General features: G+C 45.8%; 13 protein-coding genes. 11 read left to right on the top strand and 2 right to left on the bottom strand.

The features are described from left to right. Positions 1–111: 111 nt before the first annotated feature. From F8R13_RS01410 to F8R13_RS01430, 5 genes are all read left to right on the top strand, one after another. Entirely contained in the window at positions 112–972 is an 861-nt protein-coding gene (locus tag F8R13_RS01410) for a hypothetical protein (protein ID WP_152831551.1), read from the top strand. A gap of 44 nt (positions 973–1,016) precedes the next feature. Continuing rightward, positions 1,017–1,784 carry a mannosyl-3-phosphoglycerate phosphatase gene (locus F8R13_RS01415; RefSeq protein ID WP_152831553.1) on the top strand — a complete coding sequence of 256 codons (768 nt, stop codon included), beginning with the start codon at positions 1,017–1,019 and terminating at the stop codon, positions 1,782–1,784. A gap of 42 nt (positions 1,785–1,826) precedes the next feature. Further along, complete coding sequence (locus F8R13_RS01420) at positions 1,827–3,035, top strand: glycosyl transferase (RefSeq protein WP_152831555.1); 1,209 nt, start codon at positions 1,827–1,829, stop codon at positions 3,033–3,035. Positions 3,036–3,088: 53 nt separating this feature from the next. Further along, positions 3,089–4,855 carry a sugar phosphorylase gene (locus F8R13_RS01425; RefSeq protein ID WP_152831557.1) on the top strand — a complete coding sequence of 589 codons (1,767 nt, stop codon included), beginning with the start codon at positions 3,089–3,091 and terminating at the stop codon, positions 4,853–4,855. A gap of 520 nt (positions 4,856–5,375) precedes the next feature. After that, positions 5,376–6,098 carry a YebC/PmpR family DNA-binding transcriptional regulator gene (locus tag F8R13_RS01430; RefSeq protein ID WP_152831559.1) on the top strand — a complete coding sequence of 241 codons (723 nt, stop codon included), beginning with the start codon at positions 5,376–5,378 and terminating at the stop codon, positions 6,096–6,098. A 197-nt stretch (positions 6,099–6,295) separates the two neighbouring features. Here the strand turns inward: F8R13_RS01430 and F8R13_RS01435 are convergent, their stop codons facing one another. Next, on the bottom strand, positions 6,296–8,584 hold the full coding sequence (locus F8R13_RS01435) for a patatin-like phospholipase family protein (protein ID WP_152831560.1): 2,289 nt from the start codon (positions 8,582–8,584) through the stop codon (positions 6,296–6,298). 2 nt (positions 8,585–8,586) lie between these two features. After that, positions 8,587–9,462, bottom strand: coding sequence for an SDR family NAD(P)-dependent oxidoreductase (locus tag F8R13_RS01440; RefSeq protein ID WP_253806290.1), 876 nt, complete (start codon positions 9,460–9,462; stop codon positions 8,587–8,589). Between the two features lie 169 nt (positions 9,463–9,631). Between F8R13_RS01440 and F8R13_RS01445 the strand changes: the two genes are divergently transcribed. From F8R13_RS01445 to ruvB, 6 genes are all read left to right on the top strand, one after another. Further along, entirely contained in the window at positions 9,632–10,315 is a 684-nt protein-coding gene (locus tag F8R13_RS01445; RefSeq protein ID WP_152831562.1) for a DUF502 domain-containing protein, read from the top strand. Positions 10,316–10,521: 206 nt separating this feature from the next. Then, positions 10,522–12,297, top strand: a complete 1,776-nt coding sequence (gene aspS, locus F8R13_RS01450) for an aspartate--tRNA ligase (protein WP_172967690.1) — start codon at positions 10,522–10,524, stop codon at positions 12,295–12,297. Positions 12,298–12,406: 109 nt separating this feature from the next. Then, positions 12,407–13,510 (top strand): quinolinate synthase NadA, encoded by a 1,104-nt coding sequence (nadA, locus tag F8R13_RS01455; protein ID WP_152831564.1) that lies wholly within the window; start codon positions 12,407–12,409, stop codon positions 13,508–13,510. Between the two features lie 18 nt (positions 13,511–13,528). Next, positions 13,529–14,047 carry a crossover junction endodeoxyribonuclease RuvC gene (gene ruvC / locus F8R13_RS01460; protein WP_029908442.1) on the top strand — a complete coding sequence of 173 codons (519 nt, stop codon included), beginning with the start codon at positions 13,529–13,531 and terminating at the stop codon, positions 14,045–14,047. A gap of 35 nt (positions 14,048–14,082) precedes the next feature. Beyond that, entirely contained in the window at positions 14,083–14,697 is a 615-nt protein-coding gene (gene ruvA, locus F8R13_RS01465; RefSeq protein ID WP_152831565.1) for a Holliday junction branch migration protein RuvA, read from the top strand. A gap of 189 nt (positions 14,698–14,886) precedes the next feature. Next, positions 14,887–15,906: a Holliday junction branch migration DNA helicase RuvB gene (ruvB, locus tag F8R13_RS01470; protein ID WP_152831566.1), complete on the top strand. Its 1,020-nt coding sequence runs from the start codon at positions 14,887–14,889 to the stop codon at positions 15,904–15,906. The last annotated feature ends 17 nt before the right edge of the window (positions 15,907–15,923 follow it).

The following is a 15,923-nucleotide window of genomic DNA, read 5'->3' on the forward strand; positions in this document are numbered from 1 at the left end:
GTCATAATTGTTAGGTTTTGTTCGTCAAATTTCATAATAAACTGCTGATATATAACACAAATTTAAGAACGGGTCTCCTTCTCGCTTTAATAGGATTAAAAGGGGAGATTTATGCAGGAATTTATTAATCTTTATCAAGACCATCGGGTTGAAATCGAAAAGTTTCTGATCGAAACCATTCGGAACAACGGGCAATGCCTGCAGCCTCATGTCGTCGGAATGAAGGGTTTCTTCTCTATCCTACCGAGCCTTGAGCTGGTGTATATCACCGACAAGTCGTTTATCCAAATTTCACCGAATGTCTTCAAAAATAAGACCAACAAGTCCGCGGTGGGCAAAAATCGTGATTACTTGGTGTCTAAGGTCAAATCTCGTGATGAAGTGGTTTCCATTAGTGAGCCCTATATCAGTTCTGCAACGGGTGAATCGTGTGTGACGGTCATGATTGCCGACGGCGACTACTATTACTTTTTCGACTTTAATCTACCCACCTTGCTGACCCGCTTCGGCTTGGTAGAGCGTCACCCCTTGTTCAATCAAGTTACCAAAAGCTTCTATCTGGTAATTGGCCTGTCATTGATGTTCTTTTCAATTATGTCGATTGGCTATGCTTTCTATGACTATGTGATCCAGTTAAATCATTTGGCGCAATACAGTTTGGAGAGTATTTTCAAGCCGATTATCTCTCTGACGATGGGGTTGGCGATTTTTGACTTGGCTAAAACCCTATTGGAAAGGGAAGTTTTCTTTAAGGCTTATTCGGACAAAAAAGACGATGCCCGTTTGCTGGCGAAGTTTTTGACGGCAATCATTATTGCCTTGTCGATAGAGGCGTTGATGGTAGTGTTTAAAGTTGCATTGAACGATCCGGCGCAAATGTTGTACGCCTTGTATCTGATTGTCGGGATTGCCTTGATTATTTTGTCGCTGGCCTTTTATAACAAGTTTGTCATTAAGAAGCCGGAAAATTAATGCTTCAATGAAGCATTTCCCGCTTTGATTAGGAATTGGCGTTTATGAGTCAAATGGTTATTTTTACAGACTTGGATGGAACTCTGCTGAATCATCATAATTATGATTATCAGGGAATTTGTCCACTTCTGGTTAAGCTGAAGGAAATGGGGATTCCGGTGATTTTGAATTCCAGCAAGACACTGGATGAGCTTGCTCGTTGGCAAGAACTGCTGAAACTTGATCCGCCGGTAATTGCCGAAAACGGCGGGGTGGTGCTGTTGCCATCCCATGAAGGGTCTCAAAAAGTTTTGATTGGCAAGCCTTACAGTGATATTCGCTCTTATTTGAAGCACTTGAGAAAGGCGCATCATTGGGATTTTGAAGGCTTTGGCGACTGGACGGTCGCAGAAGTGATGAACAAAACCGGATTGAAGGTCAAAGAGGCGGCACTGGCGAAAGAGCGCGAAGTGACCGAACCGATTATCTGGAAAGATTCACCGGAGGCTTTGGCGCAGTTTGAAATCGAATTGGAAAAAGAAGATTTGATTTTGAAGAAAGGCGGGCGTTTTTACCATGTGATGGGTAAGCATGACAAAGCCGATGCCATGCAGTTTTTGGTAAACAAGGAATATTTCAGTTGCGGCAGTCTATGCAAAATCATTGCATTGGGCGATAGCGACAATGATTTGGCAATGTTGAATTATGCCGATACCGCAGTGGTTTTACCGGCGGCTTCGGGCGAAAGATTAGAGGTGGCGGGTGCGATTTATGTTGAAGATCATGCGCCGCTGGGTTGGGTGAAAGCTGTTGAGTCGATTGTAGGGTTATAAATGGCGAAGTAGTAAAGTGTAAAAGCATAGGAGCTTTGAGTTATGGGTGATTTTTTTCAAAACGGAACAGTAACGACATTTCATAATCTAACGGATAGGCCGGTTGAAGAGTTGGAAAGAGAACTTCTCAACTTCAGTCAATCCAAACCCCTCGGTATTATCCTGCCGTCCTTATTCAGCGAGCTTGAAGGGCCAGCGCTGAAACACATTGTCAGTGAGTTGAAAAAAGTACCCTATCTCAGCCAGATCGTTATCGGTCTGGACAAAGCCAATGCTGAGCAATTTGCTTATGCCAAGGAATACTTCTCCGAGTTGGAGAATGTCAAAATCGTCTGGAACGATGGTCCTCGTATGCAAGCCATCACAGCCAAGTTGAAAGAAAAAGACCTGGCGCCTTTGGAGCGAGGAAAAGGCAGTAATGTCTGGAACTGTTATGGCTACGTTTTGGCATCAGATCAAGTGGAAGCAGTCGCGTTGCATGATTGCGATGTGCTCACTTATGACAGAAGCTTACTGGCGCGTTTGATTTACCCTGTGGCTCACCCGACATTTAACTTTGTCTTCTCGAAGGGGTATTACCCAAGATATGCAGATGGCAAACTTAACGGTCGGGCTTCACGTTTGTTGGTGACGCCGCTACTTCGCGCCCTGAAAGGGGTTGTGGGAGATGATGCATTACTGGATTATCTGGACAGCTTCCGCTACCCGTTGGCGGGCGAGTTTGCAATGGATGTTCATTGTCTGAAGGAGATTCGCATTCCATACGACTGGGGCTTGGAGATCGGCGTGATGTCCGAGGTGCTGAGAAACTATTCAAATCGCCGCATTTGCCAAGTGGATATTGCAGATGTCTATGACCATAAACATCAAGACGTTTCGTATGAAGATAAAACGGCGGGGTTGTCTCGCATGAGTCAGGATATTGCCAAATCATTATTCAGAAAGCTGGCGGTAAGAGGACATCAGTTCTCCCGCAGTACTTTGAGAACCATTCGTGCCAAATACTACCGTACGGCGTTAGATCAATTGGAGTCCTACGCGTTTGATGCAGAAATGAATGGTTTAAGGTTGGATTTACACTCGGAAGAAAAAGTGATTGAGTTGTTTGCTACAAACATCATGGATGCCGGGGTCGGCTTTATGGACAACCCGGGAGAAATGCCGTTTATGCCAAACTGGAATCGCGTTGTCAGTGCCTGTCCGACGATTCTTGAAGAAATTAAATTGGCGGTGGATCTAGACAACGCCTAACCAAATTTAAATAGGTTAAACATATTAATGAAAGCACGCGCACCGGAGAAAGTATGAGTCATGAAACGCTTCGTCAGATAGAAACCAAATTACAATCACTCTATCCTGAGAAAGAGGCGGCTTATGCTTATCAGCGTATTGTAGAAATGATGGAGGCCTTTCCTAAATCAAATTTCGAAGGAGAGCGCTGGAGTCAGGAAGATGCGTTGTTGATTACCTATGGTGATACTTTCCTACAAGAAGATTTAGCACCACTGGAAACGTTGAAGAAGTTTTTGCAGACGCATATCAAAGACGCCATCAATACGGTTCATATCCTGCCGTTTTTCCCTTACAGCTCGGATGATGGTTTTTCGGTTATTGACTACAAAATGGTCGACCCGGATTTGGGCGATTGGGAACACGTTGAAGGCCTGAAGGAAGCCTATGATTTGATGTTCGATTTCGTTGTGAATCACGTCTCCCGAGAAAGCTTGTGGTTTACCGACTATAAGGCGGATAGAGAACCTTACAATCGCTTCTTTATTGAAATGGAAGGTCATGAAGATGTTTCTCAAGTAACGCGCCCAAGAAACTCGCCGCTTCTGGTTCCTGCCTATACGCATCGTGGGCGTAAGATGGTTTGGGCGACTTTCAGCGCCGACCAAATCGACCTAAACTTCAAGGAAGTCGAAGTCTTGATCAAGATGATCGAAGTGCTTCTGATGTATCTGGAGAAAGGCGCTCGCTTGATTCGTTTGGATGCCATTGCTTTCTTGTGGAAAGAGTTGGGAAGCAACTGTATTCACTTGCCGCAAACCCATACCGCCGTGAAATTGTTTCGGGATATTATGTCCGTGGTACGCCCTGAAGCCATTATGCTGACAGAGACCAATGTACCCCATCAGGAAAATCTGTCCTATTTCGGCAATCAGGATGAAGCACACATGGTGTACCAGTTTGCCTTGGCGCCCTTGGTGCTGCATGCGCTGCATCGTGGTGACGGGCAGTATCTGACGCAATGGGCGAGCGAGTTGGGGGAACCGCCAAAGGGTTGTACTTTCCTGAACTTCACTGCCTCGCATGACGGTATTGGTGTGCGCCCCATTGAAGGTATTTTGCCCAAACGTGAAGTGGATGATTTGATTACCGGCATGCACCGTTTAGGTGGGTTCGTGTCTATGAAAAGTAACCCGGATGGTACGGAAAGCCCTTATGAAATCAATATTGCGCTATTCAGTGCTTTCCGCGAAACGCATAAGTCAAACGGGCCGGATCAATGGCAGGTAGATCGCTTTATTTGTTCTCAGAATATTATGATGACATTGCAAGGTATTCCTGCATTTTATGTCCACAGTTTGGTGGCGACACCGAATGATTTGGACGGGGTTGAGAAAACCGGACGAACGCGTTCCATTAACCGTCGTAAGTGGGACTATGAATATCTTCAGGCATTGATTGAAAGTGGCAGAACCTCTAATGCCGAGGTTATCAAACGTCTGACGAATATTCTGCAAAGACGTAAAAAACACAAAGCTTTCCATCCAGATACGCCGCAAAAAATTGTTGATCTGGGGAGTGATTTCTTTGCGTTATGGCGAGATGGCGAGGGTTTGGTTTTCCCATTGTTGGCAATTCATAACCTGACGAATGACATCAAGATATTGAACCTGTCTGAGATAGCCGGCATAGAACGTCACAACTACTGGGTAAACCTATTGTACAACCAAGGGGTAGCCAGCCAGGAAGAGAAGTATGTGATTCAGCCTTATCAATCCGTTTGGTTGATGCCGGAGTCCATTGATAGTGTTTCCGCCTTGTGGGCACCGTTTACACCTTAGACCCTTTTGCACCGCTTTAATACACAAATGCATAGCCGTGAAGCAAATGTTACAGAATTATTGAGAAAAAATGATTTCAAAAAGTCTAAAAAATAGTTAAGTTGTTGAATTTAAATAGCTATTAGATTTTAGGCATATCGATTGTTATATGATAAGTGTTAAGTTAGAGTGCCTTGCTCGCACAAAGCGAACGATTGTTTTGTGCGGGATTTTTTTAACTTAATCAAGAGTTTATCTGTTGCGTCTTTTTGAATTTTAAGCGAGGTTCATCTGGACGTTTAATATGCAACGATAGTATCTGTTCTTTAGTCATTATTACCTCCATTGAGCCATTCATAATTCCCTCATTATGAGTGGTTTTTTTTCCGCTCGTTTTTACTTCTCAGTGTCTTTTCTGCTTATAAATCGCCGATTTACGTCGGTAATGCGTGCGAACTGATAGACAAAACTCGGGCTTCTCAGTAAAATGCCTGCCCAATTAACCACTAATAATTTTTGATTCGAAAGAGAGTGATATCAGATGGGAAGAGCCTATCAAAACCGTAAGGATTCCATGGCAAAGACCTCCAATATGAAAGCGAAGGTCTACTCAAAGTTCAGTAAAGAAATTTACGTTAGCGCCAAAAATGGTGGGACAGACCCGACGGCTAATTTGGCATTGTCCCATTTGATTGAAAAAGCCAAACAAAACCAAGTACCTGCACACGTTATTGATAAAGCACTAGAAAAGGCTTCTGGTGCGGGTGGTGAAGATTTCGTAACGGTTCGTTTTGAAGGGTTCGGTCCAGGCGGCTGTATGATGATTGTTGACTGTCTGACCGATAACAACAACCGTACGTTTGGTGAAGTCAGAGGCGTGTTCAATAAAATCAAAGCGAAGTTGGGTACGCAAGGCACAACTGCCCATATGTTTGACCATTGCGCAGTTTTCGAGTTTAAGTATGACGATGAAGATGCAGTATTGGAAGCATTGATGGAAGCGGATGTCGATGTCTCTGATGTTGAGTCGGAAGACGGTTTGGTGCGTGTATTGACACCACCAACAGAATACTTCAAGGCCAGAACCGCTTTGACGGAAGCTTTCCCTGATGTGACGCTTGAAACGGATGAAATCACATTCATTCCTCAAACCTACACTTTGCTACAAGGCGAAGAGTTGGAAACTTTTGAGAAGTTTATGGATTTGTTGAACGACCTAGATGATGTTCAAGAAATCTACCACAACGTTGAAGTAGAAGATTAATCTCAATCTTGTCACTATTTTCACCCCAACCTGGCAGATTTTCTCGACAGTTCTTCGTGTCTCGACTTACCCTTTCAGGCGTCGAGTTCTTCGTGTCTCGGCTTACCGCTTCGGTTGCATAAAATCTGCCAGGTTGGGGGGCTTTCGTTCCACTCTCATTAAATCTCTTTAATTCTGTTTAATTCTTTTAACAAGCTCTAGTCAAAGCTCTTTCCGAAGTAGAAGTAAACCGATTGTTTGCTAGAATTGTGGTATCCATAGGCAAGGTATGCGGGCCCTAAAGGCGTGTTCATGCCAAGAAAAACGCTGCCAGCCTGCTTGGTTTTATCCAAGTCAATTTTTTCCGGCGAGGTGTAGCTACCGAATACATTCCCGGCTTCCAAGGTAGCGCCCAGATAAAGTGGAAAGTGAAATACCGAATTACTCTCACCTAACAGGCGGTAGAGGTACTTCAATCGGGTAAAGACGATCTGGTTTCCGATCAACTCGTTTTGACGAAATCCGGACAATCTCTGGAAACCACCTAAAGTATAAAACTGACTGCTCTCAAAACCGATAGGCCCGTTCATATCGGTGTATTCCGCATAGAAGTTGAAGGTGTGGCGGTGAAAAGAGCGATAGCTTGAAAGTTTGAAAACGTCAGTGTGACTTTCCAGCGAGGGTTCATATTTGCTGGAAATGCCCGAGAATCCATAATACAGCAGGCTACCGGATGTTGGGAAAGCGACTTGGTCAAGCGTGTCATGCGCAAGCCCGACTGTGGTGACGGTTTGGTGATATTTGTCGCTGATTTCCTTTGAAGTTTTGTGGCCGATAATCAATTCACCGCTTTCGTAGTAGTATTGGGTGAACAGTCTGTTGTTGGTGGTGAGGTTAACGCCAAGTTCCAAACCGGTTTGGGTGCGCTTTTTATCCAAGGCAATGGAGAAGGTACCGAAAGCGTCATTGTTGTAAAGATAGTTTTCTTCCTGGTAGTCGGCAAAAGGTTTGACGTAAAAACTTTGTCCTTGGGTAATGGGTTGGTAAAACTCGGTGCGGACATGCTGAATCTCACCGATCTGTAATTCATTTCGCCATTCCGCGCCCAGATCGTCCACAGGTTGATAGGTGTGCCTAACGCCTAAATTGAATTGAGTGTCGTCGCCAAGGTTTGAAGCCAGGTTGAATTTAAGTTTAAAGAAATTCGGCCCCCATTCAGGTTCGGTAGTGTGAATCAGCAACTTTCCCTGTCCTTTATGGTTGATGAAGTCATAACTCACGTTCTTGAAAAAGCCCAAGCCATACAGATAAGAGAGGTCTGTTTCCAGTCGTGTTCTATCCAGTGGTTGATCAATTTTCTGATGGATGTAACGGAGAACCACGCTGTTAGCAATGCCGGTCTGATTGTCCAGCGCAATTGTTTTGACTAGCAAAGAATGGCTACGATGTTGGTTAGGTGGGCTGTAGGGTTCCAGTAACGCCAATTTTTTCAGTGCGTCTTCATGTGCGGTTGCCGCTTGCTCTCCGCGTTCGATAAGTAAGGTGCTTTTGTCAAAATCAGTAGAGGTGAAACCGGTCAAGTCAGGACAAATCAGCACATCTTTCTTTGTGAGTGTCGAAAGCTGTTGCAAACTGTTGTTTAAGGTCAAACCGGTAATCAATTGGTTAGTGATGTCGACAAAACTTTTGAGTTTGTCTCGCTGTGCTCGCTCGTCATGTATGTCGGAAACAATGACAATGTCCGCGCCCATTTTGCGTACGACATCAATGGGCGTGTTGTCGGTAATGCCGCCATCCACCAAAAGGTGTTTTCCAATTTTAACCGGCGCAAAAATACCGGGTACAGACATACTCGCGCGCAACGCTTGGGAGAGGTTTCCTTCTTTTAGAACAACGCTTTGCCCTGTGGCAATATCGGTGGCAACGGCTCGGAAGGGAATGGGAAGTTTGTCAAAGTTTTCCGACGGCGCGGCATTGAGCAGTAAGCTTTCAAGTAAGATGTCCTGTTTCTGTCCTTGAATCAAACCGTTAGGCAGGCGGAAAGTCCAGTCGTGCATACCGACTTCGCCTTTGATGTAGTAACCAAATTGTTGTTGCTTACGTCGAAACGACTGGTAGTAACGTTTCGGATCGTCATTGAATGTTTGCTCCCAGTCGACACGAGTGGCGAATTGTTCGATCTGGTCAATGGGCAAACCTGCCGCATAGAGTCCACCTATCAAAGCGCCCATGCTGGTGCCGGCGATATAGTCGATGGGAATGTGTCTGGCTTCCAGTGCTTTGATAACTCCGATATGGGCAAGCCCTCTGGCTCCGCCGCCGGCCAGTACCAGCCCGATTTTCGGGCGGACATGCTCGGGTGACTTATCATTCTGCACTGCCGGCCCTGGTGTCGGTTGTACCGCGTTTGAGGGTGTTTGAAGCTCGCTGGCGTGAGCATAAGAAAACAACGAAACCCCTGCCATTAACAGGATAAATAGTGCGTGCTTCATTATGCTGTTTTTCATTGTCAGCGCTTTCCGTTGCCGCCCGCTTTGAGGAGTAGCGCATCCAACCAACGGTTTGGAAGAATGCGTTTCAGCCAAGCAAACAAGTGTGTGGGGAAGGTTACTGGGTAGCGAATCTTGGGCTTGTTGGCGGAAATGATTTTTTCAACAACATCGCTGACAGCTTCAGGTCCAAGCGTGAAGGGGGCAGCGGCACCTTCTTTTTCAAGTCGTTGAATCATGGAGTCGTAACTGGCTTGATGAGCGCTTTGCTTGCCGGCAATCCAACGCTGATACTGCTTGAATGAGTTGGCACGGAATTCGGATAAAATCGGCCCGGGTTCAATCAAACTGACGTGAATATTGTCTTGTTTAAGCTCAAGTCTTAGTGTGTCTGCCAAGCCTTCAATGGCGAATTTACTCGCATTGTATGCCCCGCGGTACGCCATAGCGGCAAACCCCAGAATTGAACTGTTATAGATGATTTTGCCACCGCCGTTTTGTCGCATGACCGGTACCAGTAAATTGGTCAATTCTTGTGTGCCGAACACATTGGTTTCAAACTGGTAGCGTAGCGCGTCTCGGGATAAATCTTCCACAGCGCCTGGTAGCCCGAAAGCACCGTTATTGAATAAGACATCAATTTTCCCCTCGGTCATTTTGAGCAATTCATCAACAGCATGATGGATAGAGTCCGAGTCGGCTAAATCCAGCTTCAAGCAGCTAATCCCCATTTGGCGGATTTTGGCGACATCTGCTTCCTGTCGGCAACTGCCGATAACGTGATAGCCTTTGGCATGAAGGGTTTTAAGGGTGTAATGACCGATGCCGGTTGAGCAGCCGGTAATGAAAATAGTGAGGTTTGCGTGTGATGTCATCTTGATGTGTTTGTTGGTCATTTTGCCAGATTTCGTTTATGAATCTTAATGCTTGCCATCTTAGAATATTTCAGTTGGATGCCCAAGCCATAAATGAATGCTTTAATTTCGATAAAACCATTCAATTCTTATATAATAAGCCATTCTTTTTATTTCGAGTTTTGTTTTCGGGTTTTGAATTCATTTAGCCATGTCTCTGATTAAACGTTACTTAATTGCTGGATTGCTTGTGTGGCTGCCTTTGGGTGTCACCATCGCGGCGTTGATTTTTCTCGTCAACCTGTTTGATAAGAGTTTAGTGCTTTTACCGAGACACCTTCGCCCGGAATATTGGCTAGGATATGAAATTCCTGGGTTCGGCGTCATCCTATCCTTTTTGTTGATTCTGATTACCGGGATGCTGGTCGCCAACTTCTTTGGACGTTACCTTTATGGCTGGTGGGAAAAGTTTCTAGCGAGAATTCCGCTAGTGCGCTCGATTTACATGGCTGTCAAACAGATTGCGGAAGCATTGTTTGGCTCTGGCGCGGAAACCTTTCAAAAGGTGTATTTGATTCAGTACCCGCGTGAAGGCTTGTGGACACTGGCATTTCAAACAAGCCGTACCCATGGTGAAGCGCAGCTGAAAACTGGGCTGATTGATGCGGTGAATCTGTTTGTGCCGACCACGCCAAACCCGACTTCAGGATTCTTTCTGATTGCCTCGCGACATGAAATTATCGAACTGGATATGAGTGTTGATAATGCATTGAAAATGGTGATTTCAGGCGGGGTGGTCGTTCCGCCGTGGAAGAAGGTGCCAGAAGTTGTACCAGACGTCGCGCCGGAAGTTGCCATCCCTGAACAGAATCTGGCGCCGACAAGCGAAAAATAAATTTTATTAAAACAGGAGAGCTTTGCACGAGTGGGGTACGAGGTAAAAATGAAATAAAATTTTTCTGAATTAGGCGAAAAACGCAGCTAATAGCTGGCTATTGGCAAGTTTTTCAACAACATTCAGGTGGATTTTAGCCATTTTTAGCCGTGCATCCATCTCGTACAAAGCTCTCCATTATTCAATTCAAAGGTAAAAAACACATGATGCGTACACACTACTGTGGACAAGTTACAGAAGTCTTAGAAAGTCAAAAAGTCACAGTTGCCGGCTGGGTGCACAGACGCCGAGATCATGGTGGCGTTATTTTTATCGACTTACGTGACCGTGACGGCTTGGTTCAAGTAGTGGTCAATCCTGATGACGCTGACAAGTTCGCCAAAGCGGAAAGAGTGCGTTCAGAGTATGTGTTGAAAGTGGAAGGTCAGGTTTGTGCGAGAACGCCGGAAACCATCAACCCTAAGATGGTGACAGGAAAGGTTGAGATTGTTGCGGAAAGCATCGAAATCCTAAGCGCATCTGATCCGATTCCTTTCCAGTTGGATGATAAAAACATTTCTGAAGAAGTGCGTTTGACTTACCGTTATTTGGATTTGCGTCGCGATGAAATGCAGCAAGCGATGAAAACCCGTTATAAGGTGACACGTTCTATGCGTCGTTACTTGGATGATAACGGCTTTATGGATATGGAAACACCTATCCTAACCAAATCTACACCGGAAGGGGCGCGTGACTATTTGGTGCCTAGCCGTACCCATCCAAATAAATTCTTTGCATTGCCTCAGTCTCCTCAGTTGTTCAAGCAATTGTTGATGATGTCTGGTTTTGACCGTTACTACCAAATCACGCGTTGTTTCCGTGATGAAGACTTGCGTGCAGACCGTCAGCCAGAATTCACGCAGTTGGATATCGAAACCTCTTTCATGTCCGAAGAAGAAGTCATGGACATGATGGAAGGCTTGGCGAAAACAATTTTCCGTGAAGCGGTAGATGTGAATTTCGACTATGACTTCCCTCGCATGCCGTATTCTGAAGCCATCGAGAAGTACGGTATTGACCGTCCTGATTTACGTATCCCTTTGCAGTTGGTGGACGTAGCTGACTTGTTGCAAGATATTGAGTTCAAAGTATTCTCTGGTCCTGCAAAAGATCCTATGGGTCGTGTCGCGGCTTTGCGTGTGCCACAAGGCGGTACACTTTCTCGTAAGGAAATTGACGATTACACCAAGTTTGTCAGTATCTACGGTGCGAAAGGTTTGGCGTATATCAAAGTCAACGATCTAGCGGCAGGCTTGGATGGTTTACAGTCTCCAATCGTTAAATTCTTCCCTGATCAGGTCATGGAAATCATGCAGCGTGTGGGCGCGGAAGACGGTGATATTGTCTTCTTCGGCGCGGACAATGCGAAGATCGTTAACGAAGCGTTGGGTGCATTGCGTTGCAAGCTGGGTGAAGACCTCGGCATGATCGAAAAAGAATGGGCGCCAGTTTGGGTGGTTGATTTCCCAATGTTTGAAATGGATGAGAAAACAGCTAGATTGACTGCCATTCACCATCCATTTACGCAGCCTAAAGCAACAACGGAAGAAATTTTGAATCATGACAAGCCGGAGCAAATGTTATCTCGCGCTTATGACTTGGTTATCAATGGTATCGAAGTTGGTGGTGGTTCAGTGCGTATCCATGACACCAAAATGCAAGCAGCCGTCTTGAAGATGTTGGGTATCTCCGATGAAGAGGCCAACGATAAATTCGGTTTCCTACTGAACGCTTTGAAATACGGTTGTCCTCCGCATGCTGGTATGGCATTCGGTTTGGATCGTTTGGTCATGTTGATGGCAAATCGTGATTCGATTCGTGATGTTATTGCCTTCCCGAAAACGCAATCTGCTGCCTGTATGCTGACCGAAGCGCCAGGTGTGGTTGATGATGGGCAATTGGCAGATTTGGATTTGCGTTTCCGTAAGCCAGCACGCGATTAAGCGCGCAATAGCGTTATCTAAAAACCTCTCCAAATCACGGAAAAGGGCATACAATAAATCAAAGGCGTGAATGGCATTTACGCCTTAAGTTTATTCACTTGGAAGAACCATGTCGGAATTATCTCCTACGCAACAAGCCTCAGGCTTGGCAAAATCTGTTCCGCTTGAATTGGTTAACAGCATTAACCAACTAGCGCAGTCCGCTACGCCTGCAAAACATCTCAGTGAAGCAGATCGCGACTCTCTCAAAACCAAAATCAAAGCTTTGTTGAAAGAGAAGAATGCTCAAATCGTTGCGCATTATTATGTCGATGCCGAGTTGCAAGCTTTGGCGGAAGAAACAGGCGGGAAAGTCGCAGATTCTTTGGAAATGGCGAATTTTGGCGCGCAATCTAATGCCGATATTTTGGTGGTTTGCGGTGTGCGTTTCATGGGTGAAACAGCAAAAATGTTGAGCCCGGAAAAAACGATTTTAATGCCGGATTTAGAGGCAAACTGTTCTTTGGATATCGGCTGTCCGGCAAAAGAGTTTGCCGGGTTCTGTAAACAATATCCTGACCGTAAAGTAGTGGTGTATGCCAACACCAGTGTTGAAGTTAAAGCGATTGCTGACTGGGTGGTGACATCGGGCAATGCATTGAATATCGTGAACCACCTGAAAGAGCAGGGCGAAAAGATTATCTGGGCGCCTGACCGTCATTTAGGGCACTGGATTCAGAAAGAAACCGGCATGGATATGATTCTGTGGCAGGGACAGTGTATCGTTCACAACGAATTCCAGGTCTACGAACTGAAAAGTCTGAAAGAAAAACACCCGAACGCCAAGGTATTGGTACACCCGGAGTCGCCTGAAGAAGTAGTTGATTTGGCGGATGTGGTTGGCTCGACGCGCGTGATGATTGAAGCGGTGAGAGATTTGCCCGATCAAGAGTTTATCGTCGCGACGGACTTGGGCATTTTCTACAAAATGCAGCAGTTGGCGCCTGAGAAGAAACTGATTGTCGCGCCGACTGCGGGTAAAGATGGGCACTGTATCAGTTGTGCACATTGTCCGTGGATGGCTATGAACGGCTTGGAAAATCTTTATCATTGCCTTCGTGATGGCACAGGCGAAATCCTGATCGAAGAGAACATTCGCCAAAAAGCTTTGGCATCGGTAAACCGTATGCTAGAGTTTTCCAGACAAGCAGGTTTGGTGAAGGCGAACAAATAGTCTTAAACAGGAGAATAAGTGCCGAAGATTCAACGTATACTAGGTGTCGACCCAGGATCACGCAAAGCGGGATTCGGACTCATTGAATCAGGGCGCTATCATCCTAACTATCTGATTAGCGGTGTCATCCGTGTCGAAAAGCTCTCAGGTGCAGAGCGATTGAAAACCATTTTTGAGTCAGTCATGCAGATTCTCGATCAATACCAGCCAGATGTGATGGCGATCGAGAAGGTTTTTGTATACAAAAACCCCAACTCTGCGATCAAGCTCGGTCAGGCGAGAGGGGTGATACTCTGCGCGGCGGCGATGAAAAATGTGCCGATTATGGAATATACACCGACTCAGATCAAAAGTACCGTGGTTGGTAACGGTCACGCTAACAAAGATCAGGTTCAATACATGGTGAAGACCTTGTTGAAACTCTCGGAAACGCCTCAGGAAGATGCGGCGGATGCCTTGGCAGCGGCCTTGTGTCATGATCGCTACCTGACGTTAGGCATTAATCCCGAAGATATTTCCAAGGGAACGAAATTTTAAGAGTAAGATTCCAGGATTAAATTTTAGGAATAGATATGATTGGCTTTTTATCCGGCAAACTCCATGCGAAACAACCCCCAATGCTGTTGATTGATGTCAATGGTGTTGGTTATGAGGTTGAAGCCCCTATGTCAACTTTCTACGCACTGGGTGAACTTGGCGCACAGGTTACGGTAGTCACGCATATGCATGTGCGTGAAGACGCTATGTTGCTGTTCGGCTTTGCGACGGAGTTGGAAAGAAGCTTGTTCAGAGAGCTGATTAAAGTTAATGGTATTGGCGCTAAGATGGCAATTGGCATCTTGTCGGCGATGACGGTTAACGAATTTGTCGGATTGGTGGAAGTCGCTGATACCGCTGCATTGACGAAGATTCCAGGGGTTGGAAAAAAGACAGCGGAACGTTTGGTGATTGAAATGCGCGATCGTTTGAAAGGCTGGCAGGGTGATGCTTGGATGGGCTTGGCAAAATCCAGTGCTTCTGTCGCCGCGGCATCGACGCAAACAAACAGTGCTACATCTACGGCGGTACAAGCACTGATTACGCTTGGGTATAAACCTGTGCAAGCAGAACAAATGGTCAAAGCCGTTCCAGAAGGGCTGAGTACGGAAGAAACAATCCGTAAAGCATTACAGTCCATCAAGCTTTAATCTTTTTTGATAAAAATCTGCCAGGTTGGGGTATGGAAAAGATAGGTTTTACTACCTATTCTTAGGCTTGTCTTCATTTTTTTGTCATAAAATTCGCCTCAAATATCACGGCATAAATGTTTATAATTGATGCCTGTTAAATGAGAATCAACACGCAAAAGAGAAGACGGAATAAAGGACTCATTACGAATGATTGAAACGGATCGAATTGTCGGAGGTCAGGCTCAAGAAGAAGACATGTATGTGTCTCCAAGTGTCCGCCCTCAAATTATCTCCGACTATATCGGCCAGCAAGCCGTTCGTGATCAACTTCAACTGTCTATTTCCGCGGCAAAAATGCGCGGCGAGCACTTGGATCACGTGTTACTTTATGGTCCGCCAGGGTTAGGAAAAACCACACTTTCGCATATCATCGCTCAGGAAATGGGCGTGACATTACGTCAAACTTCAGGGCCTGTTATTGAAAAGCCGGGCGACTTAGCGGCGATCTTAACGCGCTTAGAGCCACATGATGTCTTGTTTGTGGATGAAATCCACCGTCTGAGCCCGATTGTTGAAGAAGTGCTTTATCCTGCGATGGAAGATTTTCAGATCGATATCGTCATCGGCGACGGCCCCGCTGCGCAAAGCGTCAAAATTGATATTCCCCCGTTTACCTTGGTTGGTGCTACCACGCGCGCAGGGTTGCTGACGTCTCCGCTGAGAGATCGTTTCGGTATCGTACAACGTTTGGAATTTTATTCGGTGGATGAGCTGTCTCAAATCATCCGTCGCTCTGCGAATATCTTAGGGATTGAATCCGACGATAGAGGAGCGATTGAAATCGCCAAGCGTTCCAGAGGAACACCTCGTATCGCCAACCGCTTGTTGCGCCGTGTGCGTGATTATGCACAGGTGAAGGGCGACGGCATCGTTACCGCGGAGATTGCCGATGCCGCATTGAATTTGCTCGAAGTCGATCCATTGGGGTTGGATAAGATGGATCGCCGTCTTCTGGAATTGTTGATTCATAAATTTGAAGGGCGTCCGGTAGGCATCGACAGTATCTCGACAGCGTTGGGAGAAGAACGTGGCACCATCGAAGACGTGATAGAGCCGTTTTTGGTTCAGCATGGTTTTTTAGTGAGAACACCGCGTGGTCGTGTGGTCACAGGTCATGCTTATACCCACTTGGGGTTGGAAAACCCGGAAAAAGAATTGTTTGAGTAACGCATTATTCGAAACGC

This window comes from Hydrogenovibrio sp. JE_KL2, assembly GCF_009296185.1.
GTDB lineage: Bacteria > Pseudomonadota > Gammaproteobacteria > Thiomicrospirales > Thiomicrospiraceae > Hydrogenovibrio.

Excerpts from the sequence above, each read along its gene's own strand:
- aspS (WP_172967690.1), top strand. The coding sequence starts at position 10,522 with ATGCGTACACACTACTGTGGACAAGTTACAGAAGTCTTAGAAAGTCAA.
- F8R13_RS01425 (WP_152831557.1), top strand. The coding sequence starts at position 3,089 with ATGAGTCATGAAACGCTTCGTCAGATAGAAACCAAATTACAATCACTC.
- F8R13_RS01410 (WP_152831551.1), top strand. The coding sequence starts at position 112 with ATGCAGGAATTTATTAATCTTTATCAAGACCATCGGGTTGAAATCGAA.
- F8R13_RS01445 (WP_152831562.1), top strand. The coding sequence starts at position 9,632 with ATGTCTCTGATTAAACGTTACTTAATTGCTGGATTGCTTGTGTGGCTG.
- F8R13_RS01435 (WP_152831560.1), bottom strand. The coding sequence starts at position 8,584 with ATGAAAAACAGCATAATGAAGCACGCACTATTTATCCTGTTAATGGCA.
- F8R13_RS01415 (WP_152831553.1), top strand. The coding sequence starts at position 1,017 with ATGAGTCAAATGGTTATTTTTACAGACTTGGATGGAACTCTGCTGAAT.
- ruvA (WP_152831565.1), top strand. The coding sequence starts at position 14,083 with ATGATTGGCTTTTTATCCGGCAAACTCCATGCGAAACAACCCCCAATG.
- F8R13_RS01420 (WP_152831555.1), top strand. The coding sequence starts at position 1,827 with ATGGGTGATTTTTTTCAAAACGGAACAGTAACGACATTTCATAATCTA.
- F8R13_RS01430 (WP_152831559.1), top strand. The coding sequence starts at position 5,376 with ATGGGAAGAGCCTATCAAAACCGTAAGGATTCCATGGCAAAGACCTCC.
- ruvB (WP_152831566.1), top strand. The coding sequence starts at position 14,887 with ATGATTGAAACGGATCGAATTGTCGGAGGTCAGGCTCAAGAAGAAGAC.
- nadA (WP_152831564.1), top strand. The coding sequence starts at position 12,407 with ATGTCGGAATTATCTCCTACGCAACAAGCCTCAGGCTTGGCAAAATCT.
- F8R13_RS01440 (WP_253806290.1), bottom strand. The coding sequence starts at position 9,462 with ATGACCAACAAACACATCAAGATGACATCACACGCAAACCTCACTATT.